12 protein-coding genes are annotated in these 16,069 nt (G+C 73.1%); 6 read left to right on the top strand and 6 right to left on the bottom strand.

From position 1 onward, the window contains the following. Positions 1 to 4 precede the first annotated feature (4 nt). The gene (locus tag LIV37_RS45255; protein ID WP_020873780.1) at positions 5 to 1,306 is read left to right on the top strand and encodes a GAF domain-containing protein; all 1,302 of its coding nucleotides are present in this window, start codon (positions 5 to 7) and stop codon (positions 1,304 to 1,306) included. On the opposite strand, the gene aspA is transcribed toward LIV37_RS45255, so the two are convergent. From aspA to LIV37_RS45235, 4 genes are all read right to left on the bottom strand, one after another. Then, positions 1,289 to 2,704 (bottom strand): aspartate ammonia-lyase, encoded by a 1,416-nt coding sequence (aspA, locus tag LIV37_RS45250; protein ID WP_020873779.1) that lies wholly within the window; start codon positions 2,702 to 2,704, stop codon positions 1,289 to 1,291. The two genes, LIV37_RS45255 and aspA, sit on opposite strands and share 18 nt — an antisense overlap. A gap of 39 nt (positions 2,705 to 2,743) precedes the next feature. Continuing rightward, the gene (locus tag LIV37_RS45245) at positions 2,744 to 3,778 is read right to left on the bottom strand and encodes an asparaginase (RefSeq protein ID WP_121826762.1); all 1,035 of its coding nucleotides are present in this window, start codon (positions 3,776 to 3,778) and stop codon (positions 2,744 to 2,746) included. A 117-nt stretch (positions 3,779 to 3,895) separates the two neighbouring features. Continuing rightward, positions 3,896 to 5,335 (bottom strand): amino acid permease, encoded by a 1,440-nt coding sequence (locus tag LIV37_RS45240; protein ID WP_020873777.1) that lies wholly within the window; start codon positions 5,333 to 5,335, stop codon positions 3,896 to 3,898. Continuing rightward, entirely contained in the window at positions 5,332 to 6,087 is a 756-nt protein-coding gene (locus LIV37_RS45235; protein ID WP_121826608.1) for a FadR/GntR family transcriptional regulator, read from the bottom strand. The genes LIV37_RS45240 and LIV37_RS45235 overlap by 4 nt, the downstream gene beginning before the upstream one ends. 108 nt (positions 6,088 to 6,195) lie before the next feature. On the opposite strand from LIV37_RS45235, the gene LIV37_RS45230 reads away from it, so the two are divergent. From LIV37_RS45230 to lnt, 5 genes are all read left to right on the top strand, one after another. Continuing rightward, on the top strand, positions 6,196 to 7,215 hold the full coding sequence (locus tag LIV37_RS45230) for a sugar ABC transporter substrate-binding protein (RefSeq protein ID WP_020873775.1): 1,020 nt from the start codon (positions 6,196 to 6,198) through the stop codon (positions 7,213 to 7,215). Beyond that, complete coding sequence (locus tag LIV37_RS45225) at positions 7,212 to 8,735, top strand: sugar ABC transporter ATP-binding protein (protein WP_020873774.1); 1,524 nt, start codon at positions 7,212 to 7,214, stop codon at positions 8,733 to 8,735. The genes LIV37_RS45230 and LIV37_RS45225 overlap by 4 nt, the downstream gene beginning before the upstream one ends. After that, positions 8,728 to 9,735 carry an ABC transporter permease gene (locus LIV37_RS45220; RefSeq protein WP_020873773.1) on the top strand — a complete coding sequence of 336 codons (1,008 nt, stop codon included), beginning with the start codon at positions 8,728 to 8,730 and terminating at the stop codon, positions 9,733 to 9,735. Before LIV37_RS45225 ends, LIV37_RS45220 begins: the two co-directional genes overlap by 8 nt. Positions 9,736 to 9,772: 37 nt before the next feature. Beyond that, a complete protein-coding gene (locus tag LIV37_RS45215) occupies positions 9,773 to 12,244 on the top strand; it encodes a SpoIIE family protein phosphatase (RefSeq protein WP_020873772.1) in 2,472 nt (823 codons plus the stop codon). Between the two features lie 155 nt (positions 12,245 to 12,399). Next, positions 12,400 to 13,911 carry an apolipoprotein N-acyltransferase gene (gene lnt, locus LIV37_RS45210; RefSeq protein ID WP_243146543.1) on the top strand — a complete coding sequence of 504 codons (1,512 nt, stop codon included), beginning with the start codon at positions 12,400 to 12,402 and terminating at the stop codon, positions 13,909 to 13,911. On the opposite strand, the gene LIV37_RS45205 is transcribed toward lnt, so the two are convergent. Together LIV37_RS45205 and LIV37_RS45200 are read right to left on the bottom strand one after the other, a co-directional pair. Continuing rightward, positions 13,835 to 14,788 (bottom strand): Gfo/Idh/MocA family protein, encoded by a 954-nt coding sequence (locus LIV37_RS45205; protein ID WP_020873770.1) that lies wholly within the window; start codon positions 14,786 to 14,788, stop codon positions 13,835 to 13,837. The genes lnt and LIV37_RS45205 overlap by 77 nt on opposite strands. Continuing rightward, complete coding sequence (locus LIV37_RS45200) at positions 14,785 to 16,011, bottom strand: FAD-dependent monooxygenase (protein ID WP_020873769.1); 1,227 nt, start codon at positions 16,009 to 16,011, stop codon at positions 14,785 to 14,787. Before LIV37_RS45200 ends, LIV37_RS45205 begins: the two co-directional genes overlap by 4 nt. Positions 16,012 to 16,069: the final 58 nt, after the last annotated feature.

The following is a 16,069-nucleotide window of genomic DNA, read 5'->3' as shown; positions in this document are numbered from 1 at the left end:
ATCCATGCGTATCCAGCACCCGCGCGACGCCAGTCCCCTGGCCGCGCTGAGCCCCGCCGAATCGGCCCGTCTCATGGCGGTGATCCGCGAGGCGGCGCTGAGCCGGGGGCGGCTTCCGCTGCCCGCCCGCCCGGTGATCGGCGCCTCCTGGGACCGGATGCTGCGCCTGGGCCTCGACCCCGATCACGGCCGCGCGCCACGGCCGCTGGGCCTGGACGAACTGGAGCGCCGGAGGCGGCAGACCCGGCTGGCCGAGGTGCTGCCCACCCTGCGGGACGGACTGCTGGAGGCGGCGGAGGCGGCCGCGCACATCATGATCATCGCCGATGCGGAGGGCCGGATCCTGTGGATCGACGGCCATCGGGGGGTGCGTCGGCAGGCCGACGGCATCGCGCTCGTGGAGGGTTCGCACTGGGCCGAGGACGTCGCCGGGACCAGCGGAATCGGCACCGCGCTCGCCGTGAAGTCCCCCGTACGGGTGCATTCGGCGGAGCACTTCGTGAGCGCCTTCCACACCTGGAGCTGCGCCGCCGCCCCGGTCCACGACCCGCGCGACGGACGGCTGCTGGGCGTCATCGACGTCAGCGGCCCCGCCGGGACCGCCCATCCGACGGTGCTCTCCCTGGTCACCGCGACCGCCCGGTGGGCCGAGGGCGAACTGCGCATCGCCCACAGCCGGGAGCTGGAAGGCCTGCGCGCGGTCGCCGCGCCGCTGCTGGCACGGATCCGCGGCAAGGCCGTGGTGATCGATCAGCACGGCTGGATCGCCGGGGTGACCGGGGTGACCCCGCGCGAGCGCCGGCTGCCGCTGGCGAAGGCGCCGTACGACGGGCCGGTGTGGCTCCCGGCGCTCGGCGCGTGCGCGGTGGAGCCGCTGCCCGGCGGCCATCTGCTGCGGGTGCTGGACGGCGAGCCCGCCGAGGGGGGCGGTCCGGCCGGCTGGGGCGATCTGCTGCTGGACGTACGCCATCCGCACCACTGGTCCCTGACCTTCTCGGGCCCCTCGGGCACCTGGACCCATGAACTCAGCGCCCGCCAGGCCGAAGTGCTGCTGGTGCTCGCCGCGCACCCCGAGGGGCGCACGGCGGCCCAGCTGGCCCAGGACCTGTTCGGGGACCCGACGCGGACGGTGACCGTACGGGCCGCGATGTCCCGGCTGCGCGGACGCGTCGGGGCGGTGCTGGCGCACCGCCCCTACCGCATCGCCGACAGCGTCCGCATCGACGTGGCAGGCCCGGACCACCCCGGCGAACTGCTCCCCCGCAGCTCGGCCCCGGCGGTCGCGCGGCTACGAACGGAGCCCTGAGGGCTGTCCGGCCACCTCCTCCGGCCGGAGCACCTCGGCCAGCCGGTCGGCGGGCAGCAGGCCCTTCTCCAGGACGAGTTCCGCCACGCCGCGGCCCGTGGCGAGGGCCTCCTTGGCGATGCTGGTGGCCGCGCCGTAGCCGATGTACGGGTTGAGCGCGGTGACCAGGCCGATGGAGTTCTCCACGGAGGTGCGCAGCCGCTCGGTGTTGGCGGTGATGCCCGCGACGCACCGCTCGGCCAGCACCAGGCAGGCGGCGCGCAGATGGGTGACGCTCTCCGAGAGGGAGTGCAGGATGATCGGCTCGAAGGCGTTGAGCTGGAGCTGTCCGGCCTCGGCTGCCATCGTGATGGCGACGTCGTTGCCGATCACCTCGAAGGCGACCTGGTTGACCACCTCGGGGATCACCGGGTTGACCTTGCCGGGCATGATGCTGGAACCGGCCTGCACCGGGGGCAGGTTGATCTCGTTGAACCCGGCCCGCGGGCCCGAGGAGAGCAGCCGCAGGTCGTTGCAGCTCTTGGAGAGCTTGACGGCGATGCGCTTGAGGACGCCCGACAGATGGACGAACGCGCCGCAGTCCTGTGTGGCCTCCACCAGGTTGGCGGCGGTGACCAGGGGCAGTCCGGTGATGGCCGCGAGGTGGCGGCGGGCGGCCTCGGCGTAGCCCTCGGGGGCGTTGAGGCCGGTGCCGATGGCGGTCGCGCCGAGGTTGATCTCGTGTACCAGGGTGGCGGCCTCCAGCAGTCGGCTCTGGTCCTCCTCCAGCATCACGGCGTACGCCGAGAACTCCTGGCCCAGCGTCATGGGCACCGCGTCCTGGAGCTGGGTGCGCCCCATCTTCAGGACGTCGCGGAACTCCTCGGCCTTGGCGGCGAACGCCTGGCGCAGCGTTTCCATGGCCGTGTGGAGCTCACGGACGGCGATGATCGTGGAGACGTTGACGGCGGTGGGGTAGACGTCGTTGGTGGACTGGCTGAGGTTGACGTCCTCGTTGGGGTGGAGGTGGGCGTAGTCGCCCTTCTCGTGGCCGAGGAGTTCCAGCGCCCGGTTGGCGATCACCTCGTTGGCGTTCATGTTGGTCGAGGTCCCGGCGCCGCCCTGGATCACATCGACGATGAACTGGTCGTGCAGGGCGCCCCGGCGTATCTCCTGGCAGGCGGCCGCGATGGCGTCGGCCTTCTCCGAGGTGAGCAGCCCGAGGTCCTCGTTGGCGCGGGCGGCGGCCTCCTTGACGGCGGCCAGGGCGCTGATCAGATGCGGATAGGCGGAGATGGAGGTGCCGGTGATGGGGAAGTTCTCGCCGGCGCGCAGGGTGTGGATGCCCCAGTAGGCGTCGGCGGGGACGTCGCGGTCGCCGAGCAGGTCGTGTTCGCGGCGATGGCCGGTGGCGCTCATGGTGTGCGGTCTTCCTCGGTTCCTGGGAACGGTGGGCGGTCAGGTGGTGGGCTGGGCCAGGACGTCGGTGGGGTGCACACCGCCGACGGCGGCCCCGCCGCCGTACACCGGTGTGGTGGCGAACTCGGCGAGGGCGCCGGGGTCGATCCCGCAGTGGGCCAGCGCCGCGGCGGTCACCGGCATCCGGGCGCGGTCCGCACCGTCTGCGATCTTCACGGCGACGGCCCGGCCGTCGGGCAGCGCCGCGATCTGCACGCCCTCGAAGCCGTCCTTGGCGATCAGGCCCGGTACGGCGCGCATCAGCCGGGCCACGTCCCGGTCGGTGCCGGACGCCATGTCCGGATGGGCGCGCAGGGCGGCCGCGACCCGCCCCTCGGGGGTGTCCATGGCGCCGGAGGCGATCCGGCCGGCGGCCGTCGCGAGCCCGCGCAGGGAGACGGAGAACAGCGGCGCGCCGCAGCCGTCGACCGAGACCCGGGCGATGCCCTGCCCGGTGAGGTCCGCCACGGTCTCGGCGATCAGCCGCTGCAGCGGATGGGCCGGGTCGAGGTAGTCCCTCAGCGGCCAGCCGCGCAGCTGGGCGGTGAGCAGCATCGCGGCGTGCTTGCCGGAGCAGTTCTGGGCGAGCCGGGTGGGCTCGCCGCCGTCGCGCAGCCAGGCGTCGCGCTCGGCGGCGCCGTACGGCAGGTCCGGGGTGTTGCGCAGGTCGGCCTCGGTGAGCCCGGCCCGGTCGAGGATGCGGCGGGCGCCGTCCAGATGGCGCGGCTGGCCGGAGTGGCTGGCGGCGGTGAGCGACAGCAGCTCCCCGTCCAGCGGCAGCCCGGCCCGCAGCAGGGCGACGGCCTGGACGGGCTTGAGCGCGGAGCGCGGGTAGAAGGCCACGTCGATGTCGCCGGCCTGGAACGCGACCCGGCCGTCGGCGGCCAGGACGACGACCGAGCCGTGGTGGACGCCCTCGATGGCCCCGCCGCGTACCACATGGGCGAGCGGCACATGGCGGGGTTCCCGGATGGCGGGGGGCTCGGCCGGGGTGCGGCGGGTCGCGTCGTCGGTCCGTCCGAGGGGGGTGTTCATGGTGGTGCTCTCGTGGTCGGGGGTGTTCACGGGGTGGGATTCCTCCGGCTGGTGGTGGAGGGAGAGGGCGTCCGGGGGTGGTACGGCCGCGCGGAGAAACGATTCCTCAGTGCGGGTTCACGAGGGGTCCTTCATCCGGCCGCGGGCCGCGTACCAGCCGATGACCAGCGCCGCCAGGATCGCCGGAAGCGCCATCACGGTCAGTCGGCTGGCGCCGCCGTCCGCCCACATCAGAACGAGTACGGAGGCGAGGAAGCCCAGGGTGACGATCTCGGTGTACGGGGAGCCGGGGAGCCGGTAGCCGGGGCGGCTGACCTGGCCGGCCTGGGCCCGCCGCCAGAACAGCAGATGACAGAGCATGATCACGGCCCAGGTCGAGAGGATGCCGATCGCGGCGAAGTTGAGCACGATCTCGAACGCCTTGTCCGGCACCACATAGTTCAGGCCCACGCCCAGCACGCAGAAGAAGGACGTGAGCAGGATGCCTCCGTAGGGCACATGGGTGCGGCTCATGGCGCCGGTGAACTTGGGCGCGGAGCCGGACATCGCCATCGAGCGCAGGATCCGGCCGGTGGAGTACAGCCCCGAGTTGAGGCTGGACATCGCGGCGGTGAGCACGACGAGGTTCATCACGCCGCCGGCCGCCGGGACGCCGATCTTGGAAAGCACGGTGACGAACGGGCTCTCGTCGCCCGAGTAGGAGCCGGAGGGCAGCAGCATCGAGAGCAGCACCACGGAGCCGACGTAGAACAGGCCCACGCGCCACATGATGGAGTTGATCGCCTTGGGCATGATCTTCTCGGGGTTCTCGGTCTCGCCCGCGGCCACGCCGACCAGCTCCACGGAGGCGTAGGCGAAGACGACGCCCTGGATGACCAGCAGCATCGGCAGCACACCGTGCGGGAAGACGCCGCCGTGGTCGGTGATCAGGCTGGGGCCGGTGCTGCCACCGGCCACCTGCTCGCGGGTGACCAGCAGGAAGATGCCGATCGCCATGAAGACGACGAGCGCGCCGACCTTGATGATCGCGAACCAGAACTCCAGCTCACCGAAGATCTTCACCGAGATCAGATTGACCGTGAGCACCACGGCGAGCGCGATCAGGGCGATCGCCCACTGCGGGATCTCGGTGAACATCCCCCAGTAGTGGGTGTACGTCGCCACGGCCGTGATGTCGGCGACCCCGGTGGTGGCCCAGTTCAGGAAGTACATCCAGCCCGCGACGAAGGCACCCTTCTCGCCGAGGAACTCACGGGCGTAGGAGACGAACGCGCCGGAGGAGGGCCGGTGCAGCACCAGCTCGCCCAGGGCGCGTACGACCAGGAAGGCGAAGACGCCGCAGACCGCGTACGCCAGGGCCAGCGACGGCCCGGCGTCCTTGAGCCGCCCGCCGGCGCCGAGGAAGAGGCCGGTGCCGATGGCGCCGCCGATGGCGATCATGTTGACGTGCCGGGCCTTGAGGGACTTGCTGTAACCGGCGTCGCCCGCGTCCACGTGCGCGGGGCTGCCGGCCTGGTGCTGTTGGCGGTCTTCTTGCCGGAGGGACTGCTCGCTCACGCCTGTTGTCCGCCTTCTGTCGGTGCTGTCGTCCGGCTGTCCGCCGCAGCGGGCCGCACGATGGAGGTCAGGGTGGTCTCCACGCGTTCGAGGTGGTGGGACATGGCCTCCACCGCGTCGTGTTCGGACCCGTCGGCGAGCGCCTCGACGATCGCCCGGTGCTCCCGGTTCGACTGCTCGCGGCGGCCGCCGAGTTCGTTGAGAAATGCCGACTGCCGGGCCAGGGCATCGCGGATCTCCTCGATGACCCGCCGGAAGACCGGGTTCCGGGCCGCCTGGGCGACGGCGAGATGGAACAGCGTGTCCATCGCCACCCATGCGGTGGTGTCGGTCTCCCGCTCCATCCGCTCCAGCAGATGGGAGAGGTGGTCGAGGTCCTCGGCGGAGCGGCGCCGGGCCGCGTAGCCCGCCACCGGGATCTCGATGTGCCGGCGCACCTCCAGCAGGTCGCTCGCGACGTAGTCGCCGAAGGTGGGGTCCTCCACCGGACCGCTGGAGATGACGAAGGTGCCCTTGCCGGTGCGCGAGGCGGTCAGCCCCATGGTCTGAAGGGCCCTGAGGGCCTCGCGGAGCACCGGCCGGCTCACCTCCAGGCGTCGGCAGAGCTCGGCCTCGGAGGGGAGTTTGTCCCCCACCGCGTAATCGCCGCGCTCGATCGCTTCCCGGAGGTGGTTGAGAACCGCTTCCATCGCGCTGACGCGACGCGGGGCGGTGAATCCGGAACCACCTGTCTGGCTGTCTGACAAGTTCACGCGGCGATCCTCAGGCGTACACCGGAGGGTTGTCAAGGGTCGGCTTTCCCCTCCTTGCCGCCCGTTCTGTGTTGATATGGAGTATTCGTCCTGAGTGCCGGAGACCCCATGCCCCACCGCCTCACCACCGCCACCGCGGCCCTGCTCCTGCTCCTGCTGTGCGGCCCGGCCGCCGCGGGCTGCGGCGGGGGCGCGGACTCGGACCAGGTCGGGGTGGTGCTGCCGCTGCTCACCTCCCCCTTCTGGGAGGCGTACAACGACGAGATCCCGGAGCAGGCCAGGAAGGCGGGCGTACGGGTGCTGCCGACGGTCAACTCCGACAGCGACCCGGGCAAACAGATCACCGATATCGACAATCTGCTGGCCCAGGACGTCAAGGGCCTGGTCGTCTCCCCGATCGACTCCGCGGCCATCGGCCCCGGGCTGAGCGCCGCCCGGCGCGCGCATGTGCCGGTGGTCGCCGTCGATGTGGCCCCCGACCGGGGCAGGGTGGCCATCGTGGTCCGGGCCGACAACCGCGCGTACGGCGTCAAGGCGTGCCACAGCCTCGGCCGCGCCGTGCGGCGGGGCACGGTGGTGCAGATCGAGGGCGATCTGGCCTCGGTCAACGGCCGGGACCGCACGGCCGCCTTCGACCGCTGCATGGCGCGGCACCACCCGGACATCAAGATCCTGGACATCGCGGCCGACTGGCAGGCGGAGAAGGCCGCGGCCGGTCTGGAGGCCCTCTACAGCGCCCACCCCGGCATCAAGGGCATCTACCTCCAGGCCGGCGGCGTCTATCTGGCGCCCACCCTGCGCACCCTCCAGCGCCACCGCGCCCTGGTCCCGGCGGGCCGGCGCGGCCATATCGCCATCGTCTCCAACGACGGGATCCCGCAGGAGCTGGACGCGATCCGTAAGGGCCTCATCGACGCCACCGTCTCCCAGCCGGCGGACCTCTACGCCGTCTACGGCATGCGCTACATCAAGCAGGCCATGGCCGGGAAGCCCTTCAGAGCCGGGCCGACCGGCCACGGCAGCACCATCGTCCGGCTGCCCGGCGGCAATCTGGAGGACCAGCTGCCCGCCCCGCTGGTGACCCGGGCCAATGTCGACGACCGCTCCCTGTGGGGCAACCGGGTATGACCAGGGAGCCGCCCCCGCTGGCCGAGGCGCGCGGGATCACCAAGCGGTACGGGCCCACGGTGGCCCTGCGGGACGCGGGGATCGCCGTACGGACGGGCGCCTCGCACGGCCTCGTCGGCCGCAACGGCGCGGGCAAGTCCACGCTGGTCGCGATCCTCACCGGCCTCGAGCGGCCGGACGCGGGGACGGTGGCGTACGACGGCGAGCCCGCCCCGGCCCCCGCCGACCGGGCGGCGTGGGACCGCCGGGTGGCCTGTGTGCACCAACGCTCGATGGTCATCGGCGAACTGACGGTCGCGGAGAACCTGTTCCTCGGCCGCCGTCCGGTCACCTCCCGGGGGCTGCCGGTCAGTTGGCGGCGGCTGCGCCGGGAGGCCCGTGCCCTGCTGGACACCTGGGGCGTGCCGGTGCCCGAGAACGCCGTGGCGCGGGTCTTGAGCGTCGAGGACGCCAAGCTGGTGGAGATCGCCCGCGCGCTGTCCCGCGGCACCCGCTTCATCATCCTCGACGAGCCCACCGCCCAGCTCGACGGCCGGTCCGCCGCGCGGCTGTTCGGTCATATGCGGCGGCTCCAGGACGCCGGGGTCACCTTCCTCTACATCTCCCACCGGCTGGGCGAGATCTACGAGGTCTGCCGGACCGTCACCGTCCTGCGGGACGCCCGCCGGATCGTCACCGCCCCGGTCGGCGAACTCCCCACCCGGGCGCTGATCGAGGCGATGACCGGCGGGCCCGCCGAGCCGTACCGCGCCCCGGCCCCCGCCGCCCCGCCGAGGCCGGGCGCCGCGGGGCCGGTGGCGGTGCGGATCGACCGGCTCAGCGGTCCGTACTTCCACGACGTCAGCCTCACCCTCGCGGCCGGGGAGGTGGTGGGCCTCGCCGGACTGGCCGGCTCCGGCAGCCATCAGCTCGGCGCCGCCCTGGCCGGTCTGCACCGGCCCACCGGCGGGCGGATCGAGATCCTCGGCCGGCCGCTGCGGACCGGCAGCGTCCCGGCGGCGCTGGCCGCCGGGGTGGGCTGTCTGCCCCGCGACCGCCACACCGAGGGGCTGGTCCCCCAGCTGTCGGTGGCCGAGAACATCACCATGCCGGTCAGCGGACGGCTCGGGCCCGGCGGGCTGATCCGGCCCTCGGCCCGGGACGCCGTCGCCCGCCGCGCCATCGACGAGCTGGAGATCACCACCGAGGGCCCGGCGCAGCCGGTGACCGCGCTGTCCGGCGGCAATCAGCAGAAGGTGGCCATGGCCCGAGCGCTGGCCACGGATCCGCGGGTGCTGGTGCTGATCGACCCCACGGCCGGGGTGGACGTGCGGTCCCGGCGCGCTCTGCTGGACGTCGCGCTGCGGGCGCGGGCCGAGGGGCGGGCGGTGCTGCTGGTCTCCGACCAGCCGGAGGATCTGCGGGCCTGTGACCGGGTGCTGGTGATGGCGGGCGGCTTCGTGACCGCCGCGTACCGGGCGGGCTGGGCGGAGCGGGAGCTGATCGCCGCGATCGAGGGGGTCCCCCTCGGCCATGGCTGACCTCCGCACACCCCACGCGCCTGGCCGCGTCCGCCGCCTCGTCCCGCTCGGCATCCGCGATCTGGCGCTGCTGCCCGCGGTGGTCCTGCTGCTGGTCATCGGCGCGCTCGGCAACCCCGGCTTCCTCACCGGGGACAACCTGGTCAACATCCTGGGGGCGTCCTCGGGCTTGGGGCTGCTGGTGCTGGCCGAGGCGATGATCCTGATCAGCGGCCGGATGGACCTCTCCCTGGAGTCCATCGCGGGCCTGGCCCCCGCGCTCGGCTTCCTGGTCGTCATCCCGGCCGCCGACGCGGGCTTCGGCACCCGGTGGCCCACCTGGGCGGGGCTGCTGCTGATCCCGCTGGTGGGCGCGGGCGTGGGCGCGGTCAACGGGGCGCTGATCGTGGGGCTGGGGCTGAACGGATTCATCGTGACCCTGGCGATGAACATCGTGCTGCGGGGCGTGCTGATCGGCCTGGTCTCGGGCAGGACGCTGTTCAGCGCGCCGGACGCGTTCTTCGCCCTGGGGTCCCGGGACTGGCTGGGGGTGCCGATCTCGGTGTGGCTGACGGCGCTGTGCTTCGCGCTCGCCGGGTTCATGCTGCGCTACCACCGGCACGGCCGCGCGGTGTACGCGATCGGCGGCAGCGCCCCCGCCGCCCGGGCGGCGGGCATCCGCACCGGCCGGGTGGGGTGGGCGGTCCTGGTGATCGGCGGGGCGCTGTCGGGGGTGGCCGGGCTGGTGCTGGCCGGGCGGGTCGGGGCGCTGGGCGCCAATCAGGGCAGCGGTCTGATCTTCACCGTCTTCGCGGCCGCGGTGATCGGCGGGATCAGTCTCCGGGGCGGCCGGGGTTCCCTGCTGGGGGCGCTGCTGGGCACCCTGCTGCTGGGGATGCTGGAGAACCTGCTGGCCCTCGCCCAGGTGTCGTCGTTCTGGATCCAGGCGATCTACGGCGGGATCATCCTCGTCGCGCTCGTGGTCGCACGGCTCACCACCGGGGAGGCGCAGGAGTCATAGTATTAAGGGAAATGTATCCGCAGATGGGACGGGTGCGATGGCCATCCCCCAGGGAATCGCGCCGACCGAGACGCATGTCCCGTTCGACATGGCGGATGCGGCCTCGGCGCTGATCGACGCCACAGGGACCATCATCGGCTGGACCCCGGCGGCGGAAAGACTTCTCGGCTATCCGGCGGCGGATGCGATGAAGCAGTCGGCCAGGATGCTGCTGGCGGCGCCGGAGGACGCGGCGAAAGCCGAGGCGATCGGCTCGTGGTGCCAGGAGCACGACGGCTGGGGCGGTCTGGGCCGGCTCCGGCACCGGGACGGCCGCCGGATCGCGGTGGGGCTGCGGATCTCCGCCATGCGCGACCCGGACGGCGAGGTCTCCTGGCTGGTCTCCGGGATCGATGTGGGCTCCATCCCGACCTGGGCGCTCAGCGGCTCGCTGCTCCAGGCGTTCCTCACCCGGTCGCCGGTCGGGATCGCCGTGCTCAGCCCGGATCTGCGGTATGTGTGGCTCAACGACACGCTGGAGCGCTACGGCGGGCTGCCCCGTGAGCAGCGGATGGGGCGCCGGATGGCGGAGTGCCTGCCGGGGCTGGACACCGAGGCGCTCGAGGCGCAGATGCGGCAGGTGCTGAAGACCGGCAAGCCAGTGATCGACTACGAGTACCGGGGCTGGACGATGGCCGCGCCCCACCGCGAGCACGCGTACTCGACCTCCTTCTTCCGCCTGGACAACGCCGAGGGACGTCCGGTGGCCGTGTGCTACATGGGCATCGACGTGACCGACCGCTGGCGGGCCCGGGAGCGGCTGGCACTGCTCAACGAGGCCAGCGAGCAGATCGGCAGCACGCTGGACGTCATGCGCACCGCGCAGGAGGTGGCCGACTTCGCGGTGCCCAGGCTCGCCGACTTCGTTACCGTGGATCTGCTGGAGTCCGTCCTGCGCGGCGAGGAGCCCTCGGCGCGGCCGACCCGGACCATCCCGGCCTTCCGGCGCGCCGGCCAGGCGTCCATCCACGAGGGCTGTCCCGAGTCCATCGCGGCGCGCGGCGATCCGATCACCATCTCCCCGGCGTCGCCCTTCGCCTGTTGTTTCCTCGAAGGAGAGTCCGTGCTGGATTCGGAGCTGGACGCCTCCTTGCAGGCGTGGAGCGGCGACGACCCGGCCCGGACGCGGAAGGTGCACGAATTCGGGATGCGCTCCTTGATCGTGGTTCCGATCTGCGCCCGCGGGGCCCTCCTGGGCGTGGCCTCGTTCGTCCGCTCCCGGCATCCGGACCCGTTCGAGGAGGACGATCTGCTGCTCGCCGAGGAACTGGTCGCGCGGGCCGCGCTGAACATCGACAACGCCAGCCGCTACAGCCGTGAGCGCGCCACCGCGCTGGCCCTCCAGCGGAGTCTACTGCCGCACGCCCTGAGCGGCGGCCAGGCCGTCGAGGTGGCCTCGCGCTATCTGCCCACGGACGCGCGCAGCGGGGTCGGCGGCGACTGGTTCGATGTGATCCCGCTGTCCGGCGCCCGGGTGGCGCTGGTGGTCGGCGACGTGGTCGGGCACGGCATCAACGCCGCGGCCACCATGGGGCGGCTGCGGACGGCCGTGCACACGCTCGCCGATATGGACCTGCCGCCCGAGGAACTGCTGGCCCACCTCGACGACCTGGTCATCCGGCTCACCGAGGAGGAGGCCGGGCAGGAGGGCGTGGCGGCCGCGGTGATGGGTGCCACCTGTCTGTACGCGATCTACGACCCGGTCACCCGGCGGTGCACGATGGCGCGGGCGGGCCACCCGACCCCGGCGATCGTGGACCCCTCGGGCGAGGTCACCTTCCCCACGCTGCCCGCCGGTCCCCCGCTGGGCCTGGGGTCGCTGCCGTTCGAGTCGGCGGAGCTGGAGCTGCCCGCCGGAAGCCTGATCGCCCTCTACACCGACGGGCTCATCGAGACCTGCGACCAGGACATCGACGTCGGTCTCAGCCGGCTGAGCAACGCCCTCGGCCAGGCCGTGCTGCCGCTGGAGGAGCTCTGCCGCACGGTCGTCGACACCCTGCTGACCTCCCCGCAGACGGACGATGTGGCCCTGCTGCTGGCCCGTACCCACGGTCTGGGCACCGGCCACGTCGTCTCCTGGGACCTGCCCTCCGATCCGGCCGTCGTGGCCAGCGCCCGCTCGCTGGCGATGCGCCAGCTCGCCGAGTGGGGTCTTGACGAGCTGATGACGACCACGGAGCTGATCGTCAGCGAGCTGGTCACCAACGCCATCCGCCACGGCACCGGCCCCATCCGGCTGCGGCTGATCCGGCACGACGTACTGATCTGCGAGGTCACCGACACCAGCAACACCTCGCCGCGGCTACGCCACGCCCGCACCACCGACGAGGGCGGCCGGGGGCTGTTCCTCGTCGCCCAGCTGACCCGCCGCTGGGGCACCCGCTACACCGAGGGCGGCAAGCTCATCTGGGCCGAACAAGACCTCCCGGAACGAGACCTCCCGGAACACGACCTCCCGGAATCGGCATGAAGCACGCTCCGGCACACCCCCGCCCTGTTCATGATCGGCTGACTCCCGCACACTGGCCCTGTGCCAACAGGAGGGGGGCATCCGAGGTGCGGAGGCCGGTCGGCGGCGAGGGTCGGTGGGGGCGGCTGCCGGCCTCCCCGTGGTGGCGGGGCGCGATGGCACTGCTGGCGGGCGCGCTGCCCGCACTGGCCTTCCCCGCGCCCTCGCTGTGGTGGTGGGCGTATGTGGCCCTGGTGCCCTGGCTGCTGCTGATGCGCTCGGCGCCCACCGGGCGCCGGGCGATGCGGGACGGCTGGCTGGGCGGCGCGGGGTTCCTGCTCGCGGTACACCACTGGCTGATGCCGAGCCTGCATGTGTTCATCGTGCTCCTGGCGCTGCTGCTGGGGCTGTTGTGGGTGCCCTGGGGGTGGCTGACGCACCGGCTGCTGCACGGCCGACCGGAGTCCGGGCGGGTGGCGGCGGCGCTGGTGCTGCTGCCGTCCGTCTGGCTGATGGCCGAGCTGGCCCGGTCCTGGGAGTATCTCGGCGGGCCCTGGGGGCTGCTGGGCGCGAGCCAGTGGCAGGTGGCGCCCGCGCTGCGGCTGGCCTCGGTGGGCGGGGTCTGGCTGCTCGGCTTTCTGCTGGTCCTGGTGAACGTGGCGGTGACCGTGCTGATCGCGGTGGCCCGGGCCCGTACGGTCGCGCTGGCCGGGCTCGCCGCGTGCGGCGCCGCGGCGGCCGGGGCATGGGCCTGGGTACCGCAGGCCAAGGAGCCCGGGACGGCGCGGGTCGCGGTGGTGCAGCCGGGGGTCGTCCAGGGGCCGGGGCCGCGCTTCGAGCGCAGCGCGGAGCTGACCCGGCAGCTGGCCGGCCGCGATGTCGACCTGGTGGTGTGGGGCGAGAGCAGCGTCGCCCAGGATCTGACCACCCATCCGGGGCTGCGCGGGCGGCTGGCCGCGCTGTCCCGGACGGTCGGCGCGGATCTGCTGGTCAACGTGGACGCGCGGCGCGGCGATATGCCCGGCATCTACAAGAGCTCGGTGCTGATCGGCCCGAACGGCCCGACGGGGCAGCGCTACGACAAGATGCGGCTGGTCCCCTTCGGGGAGTACATCCCGGCCCGGCCGCTGCTGGGCTGGGCCACTTCGGTGGGCAAGGCGGCCGGTGAGGACCGCCACCGGGGAACCGAACCGGTGGTGATGAACCTCCCCGGTTCCCTGCGGATCGGGCCGCTGGTGTGCTTCGAGTCGGCGTTCCCGGACATGAGCCGGACCCTGGCGCGGGAGGGGGCGCGGATGCTCGTCGTCCAGTCCTCGACCTCGACCTTCCAGGGGAGCTGGGCGCCCGAGCAGCACGCCTCGCTGGCCGCGCTGCGGGCCGCCGAGACCTGGCGGCCGATGGTGCACGCCACGCTGACCGGGGAGAGCGCGGTGTTCGGGCCGCGCGGTGAGCCGGTGGGCCCCCGGATGTCCACCGGCACCAGCGCGGCCACCGTGTACACGGTGCCGCTGGGGCAGGGCACCAGCCCGTATGTGCGGATCGGGCCCTGGCCGGTGTACGGGGCGATGGCGGCCCTCGCCGTCTACTGCGCCGCCGAGGGGGGCCGGGCGCTCAGACGGCGGACGGACCGGCGGCCGGGGCGACCGGCGGACCGGCGGCCGGACCAGCCGACTCCAGGGCGTCCCTGACGACCCGTTCGCACAGCTCATGGGTGCGCAGCGCGTCCTCGGCGCCGATCCGCCGCCCGGAGCGCACCGCGTCCAGGAAGGCGTCGGTGATCTGCTCGATCCCGCGCTGCCGCGCCACCGGCACCCAGTCGCCCCGGCGGCGCACGCTCGGCTGGCCCTTGTGGTCGACCACCTCGGCGAGGTTGAGCACCTGCCGCTTGGTGTCCTGTCCTGAGACCTCCAGGACCTCCTCGGTGGAGCCGCTCATCCGGTTCATCACGCCGAGCGCGGTGAACCCGTCCCCGGACAACTGCAGCAGCACATGGTGTATCAGCCCGCCGCGGACCCTGGCGCGCACATCGATGTGGTCCACCTCGCCGGGCGCGAGGAAGCGCAGCGTGTCGACCACGTGGATGAAGTCGTCCAGGACCAGGGTGCGCGGGTCCTCGGCGAGGCCGACGCGGTTCTTCTGGAGCAGGACCAGATCGCGCGGATGGTCCAGGCACTGGGCGTAGCCGGGTGCGTAACGCCGGTTGAAGCCGACCATCAGGCTCACCCCGCGCTCCTCGGCGAGCCGTACGAGCCGCTCGCTTTCGGCAAGGTGGTACGCGAGCGGCTTGTCCACGTACGTGGGCACCCCGGCCTCGAGCAGCCGGGTGACGAGATCGGCGTGGGTATCGGTCGGGGCGTGCACGAAGGCCGCGTCGAGCCCGGCCGCGAGCAGCGAGTCCAGGTCGGCGTGGCGCTGGGCGTCCGGGACCCGATAGGTGTCGGCGACCCGCTGGAGGGTGGCCGGGGTGCGGGTGTGGAGATGCGGCTCCAGACCGGGGCGGGCCATCAGCACGGGCAGATACGCCTTCTGCGCGATGTCGCCGAGCCCGACGCAGCCGACCCTCATATGTTCTCCCCGGTCTCTTCCGATCTCGCCTTCCGCTGTGCCCCCGCAGGATACGTGGGGGCGGGCGGGCGCCAGTCGGCGATGCCGTCGAAGGAGCGGAGGGCGAGACCGGGGGCGAGCCGGCCCACGGCGGCGATCGCGGCGTCGCGCAGGGCGACGGCGGGGGCACTGGTGAGGGTGATCATGCGGGCGGTGCGCGCCGAGCGGCGCACCACGTCCATCGTGCGGGGCAGCCGGTCGCGGGTGTAGGCGGCCAGGGCGGCGGAGGGGTCGGTGATCTCGGGGGCCAGATGGTGGGCGAGGACGACGGCGTCCTCGATGGCCTGGTTGCCGCCCTGCCCCATGGTGGGGGCCATCGCGTGGGCGGCGTCGCCGAGGAGGGCGGCCCGGCCCCGGTGGTAGGCGGGCAGCGGCTCGGCCATGTACCGGATGTCATGGCGCAGCACGTCCTGGGGCGCGACGGCGGCGAGGACGTCGGGGATGGGGCTGTGCCAGTCGCCGTAGAGCCGCAGCAGTCCGGACCGCTCGTCGTCCGGGGCCCGGCCGCCGGGCGGGGCGACGGCCGCCGCATAGGCGTAGACCCGGCCGTCCTTGAGTGGCTGGGTGCCCCAGATCCGGCCCCTCCCCCAGGTCTCGTGCGGCTCGAACGGCCGGTCGGGGGCGGGGATGACGACGCGCCAGGTGGTGAATCCGGCGTAGCGGGGCCCGGGGTGGTCCGGGAAGAGCGTGCGGCGGACGGCCGAGTCGATGCCGTCGGCGCCGATGACGAGGTCCGCTTCGTGGTCGCCGTCCTCGGTGGTGACCCGGGCCGGGCGGCCGGGGGCGCCGGGGTCGGCCAGCCGGGCGGCGGCCCCGGTGCGGACGACGCCCCGGGGCAGCCGGGAGACGAGGAGGTCGACGAGGGTGGCCCGGTGGAGGAGGACCAGCGGGCCGCCGAACCGCTCGGCCGTCGTGGCGCTGTCCATCCGGGAGAGCCAGCGGCCGCCGGGGGTGCGCAGTCCGCCGCCGCCCTGCCAGGCGGCGAGCGCGCGCACGTCGTCGCCGAGGTCGATGGCGTCCAGGGCGCGCTGGGAGTTGGCGGCGAGCGAGATTCCGGCACCGACCGGTTCGAGGCGGGCGGCCCGCTCCAGGACGGTGATGGACCAGCCGCGGCGGTGCAGGGCCGCGGCGGCGGTGAGCCCGCCGACTCCGGCACCGATGACGACGGCACGGGGCTGCTGCATGACTCCTCCAAGGACACTACAGGTGTAGTACTCACTTACGTTACTACATCCGTAGTAC

The sequence above is a fragment of the Streptomyces rapamycinicus NRRL 5491 genome, from assembly GCF_024298965.1.
Classification (GTDB): domain Bacteria; phylum Actinomycetota; class Actinomycetes; order Streptomycetales; family Streptomycetaceae; genus Streptomyces; species Streptomyces rapamycinicus.
Note: the sequence above shows the minus strand (reverse complement) of the source record. Positions and strands in the feature narration are given on the sequence as shown.

What these genes read in the sequence shown, in the direction of transcription:
- LIV37_RS45205 (WP_020873770.1), bottom strand. Translation starts at nt 14,788, where the DNA reads ATGAGGGTCGGCTGCGTCGGGCTCGGCGACATCGCGCAGAAGGCGTAT.
- LIV37_RS45200 (WP_020873769.1), bottom strand. Translation starts at nt 16,011, where the DNA reads ATGCAGCAGCCCCGTGCCGTCGTCATCGGTGCCGGAGTCGGCGGGCTC.
- LIV37_RS45245 (WP_121826762.1), bottom strand. Translation starts at nt 3,778, where the DNA reads ATGAACACCCCCCTCGGACGGACCGACGACGCGACCCGCCGCACCCCG.
- lnt (WP_243146543.1), top strand. Translation starts at nt 12,400, where the DNA reads ATGGCACTGCTGGCGGGCGCGCTGCCCGCACTGGCCTTCCCCGCGCCC.
- LIV37_RS45220 (WP_020873773.1), top strand. Translation starts at nt 8,728, where the DNA reads ATGGCTGACCTCCGCACACCCCACGCGCCTGGCCGCGTCCGCCGCCTC.
- LIV37_RS45215 (WP_020873772.1), top strand. Translation starts at nt 9,773, where the DNA reads ATGGCCATCCCCCAGGGAATCGCGCCGACCGAGACGCATGTCCCGTTC.
- LIV37_RS45230 (WP_020873775.1), top strand. Translation starts at nt 6,196, where the DNA reads ATGCCCCACCGCCTCACCACCGCCACCGCGGCCCTGCTCCTGCTCCTG.
- LIV37_RS45255 (WP_020873780.1), top strand. Translation starts at nt 5, where the DNA reads ATGCGTATCCAGCACCCGCGCGACGCCAGTCCCCTGGCCGCGCTGAGC.
- LIV37_RS45225 (WP_020873774.1), top strand. Translation starts at nt 7,212, where the DNA reads ATGACCAGGGAGCCGCCCCCGCTGGCCGAGGCGCGCGGGATCACCAAG.
- aspA (WP_020873779.1), bottom strand. Translation starts at nt 2,704, where the DNA reads ATGAGCGCCACCGGCCATCGCCGCGAACACGACCTGCTCGGCGACCGC.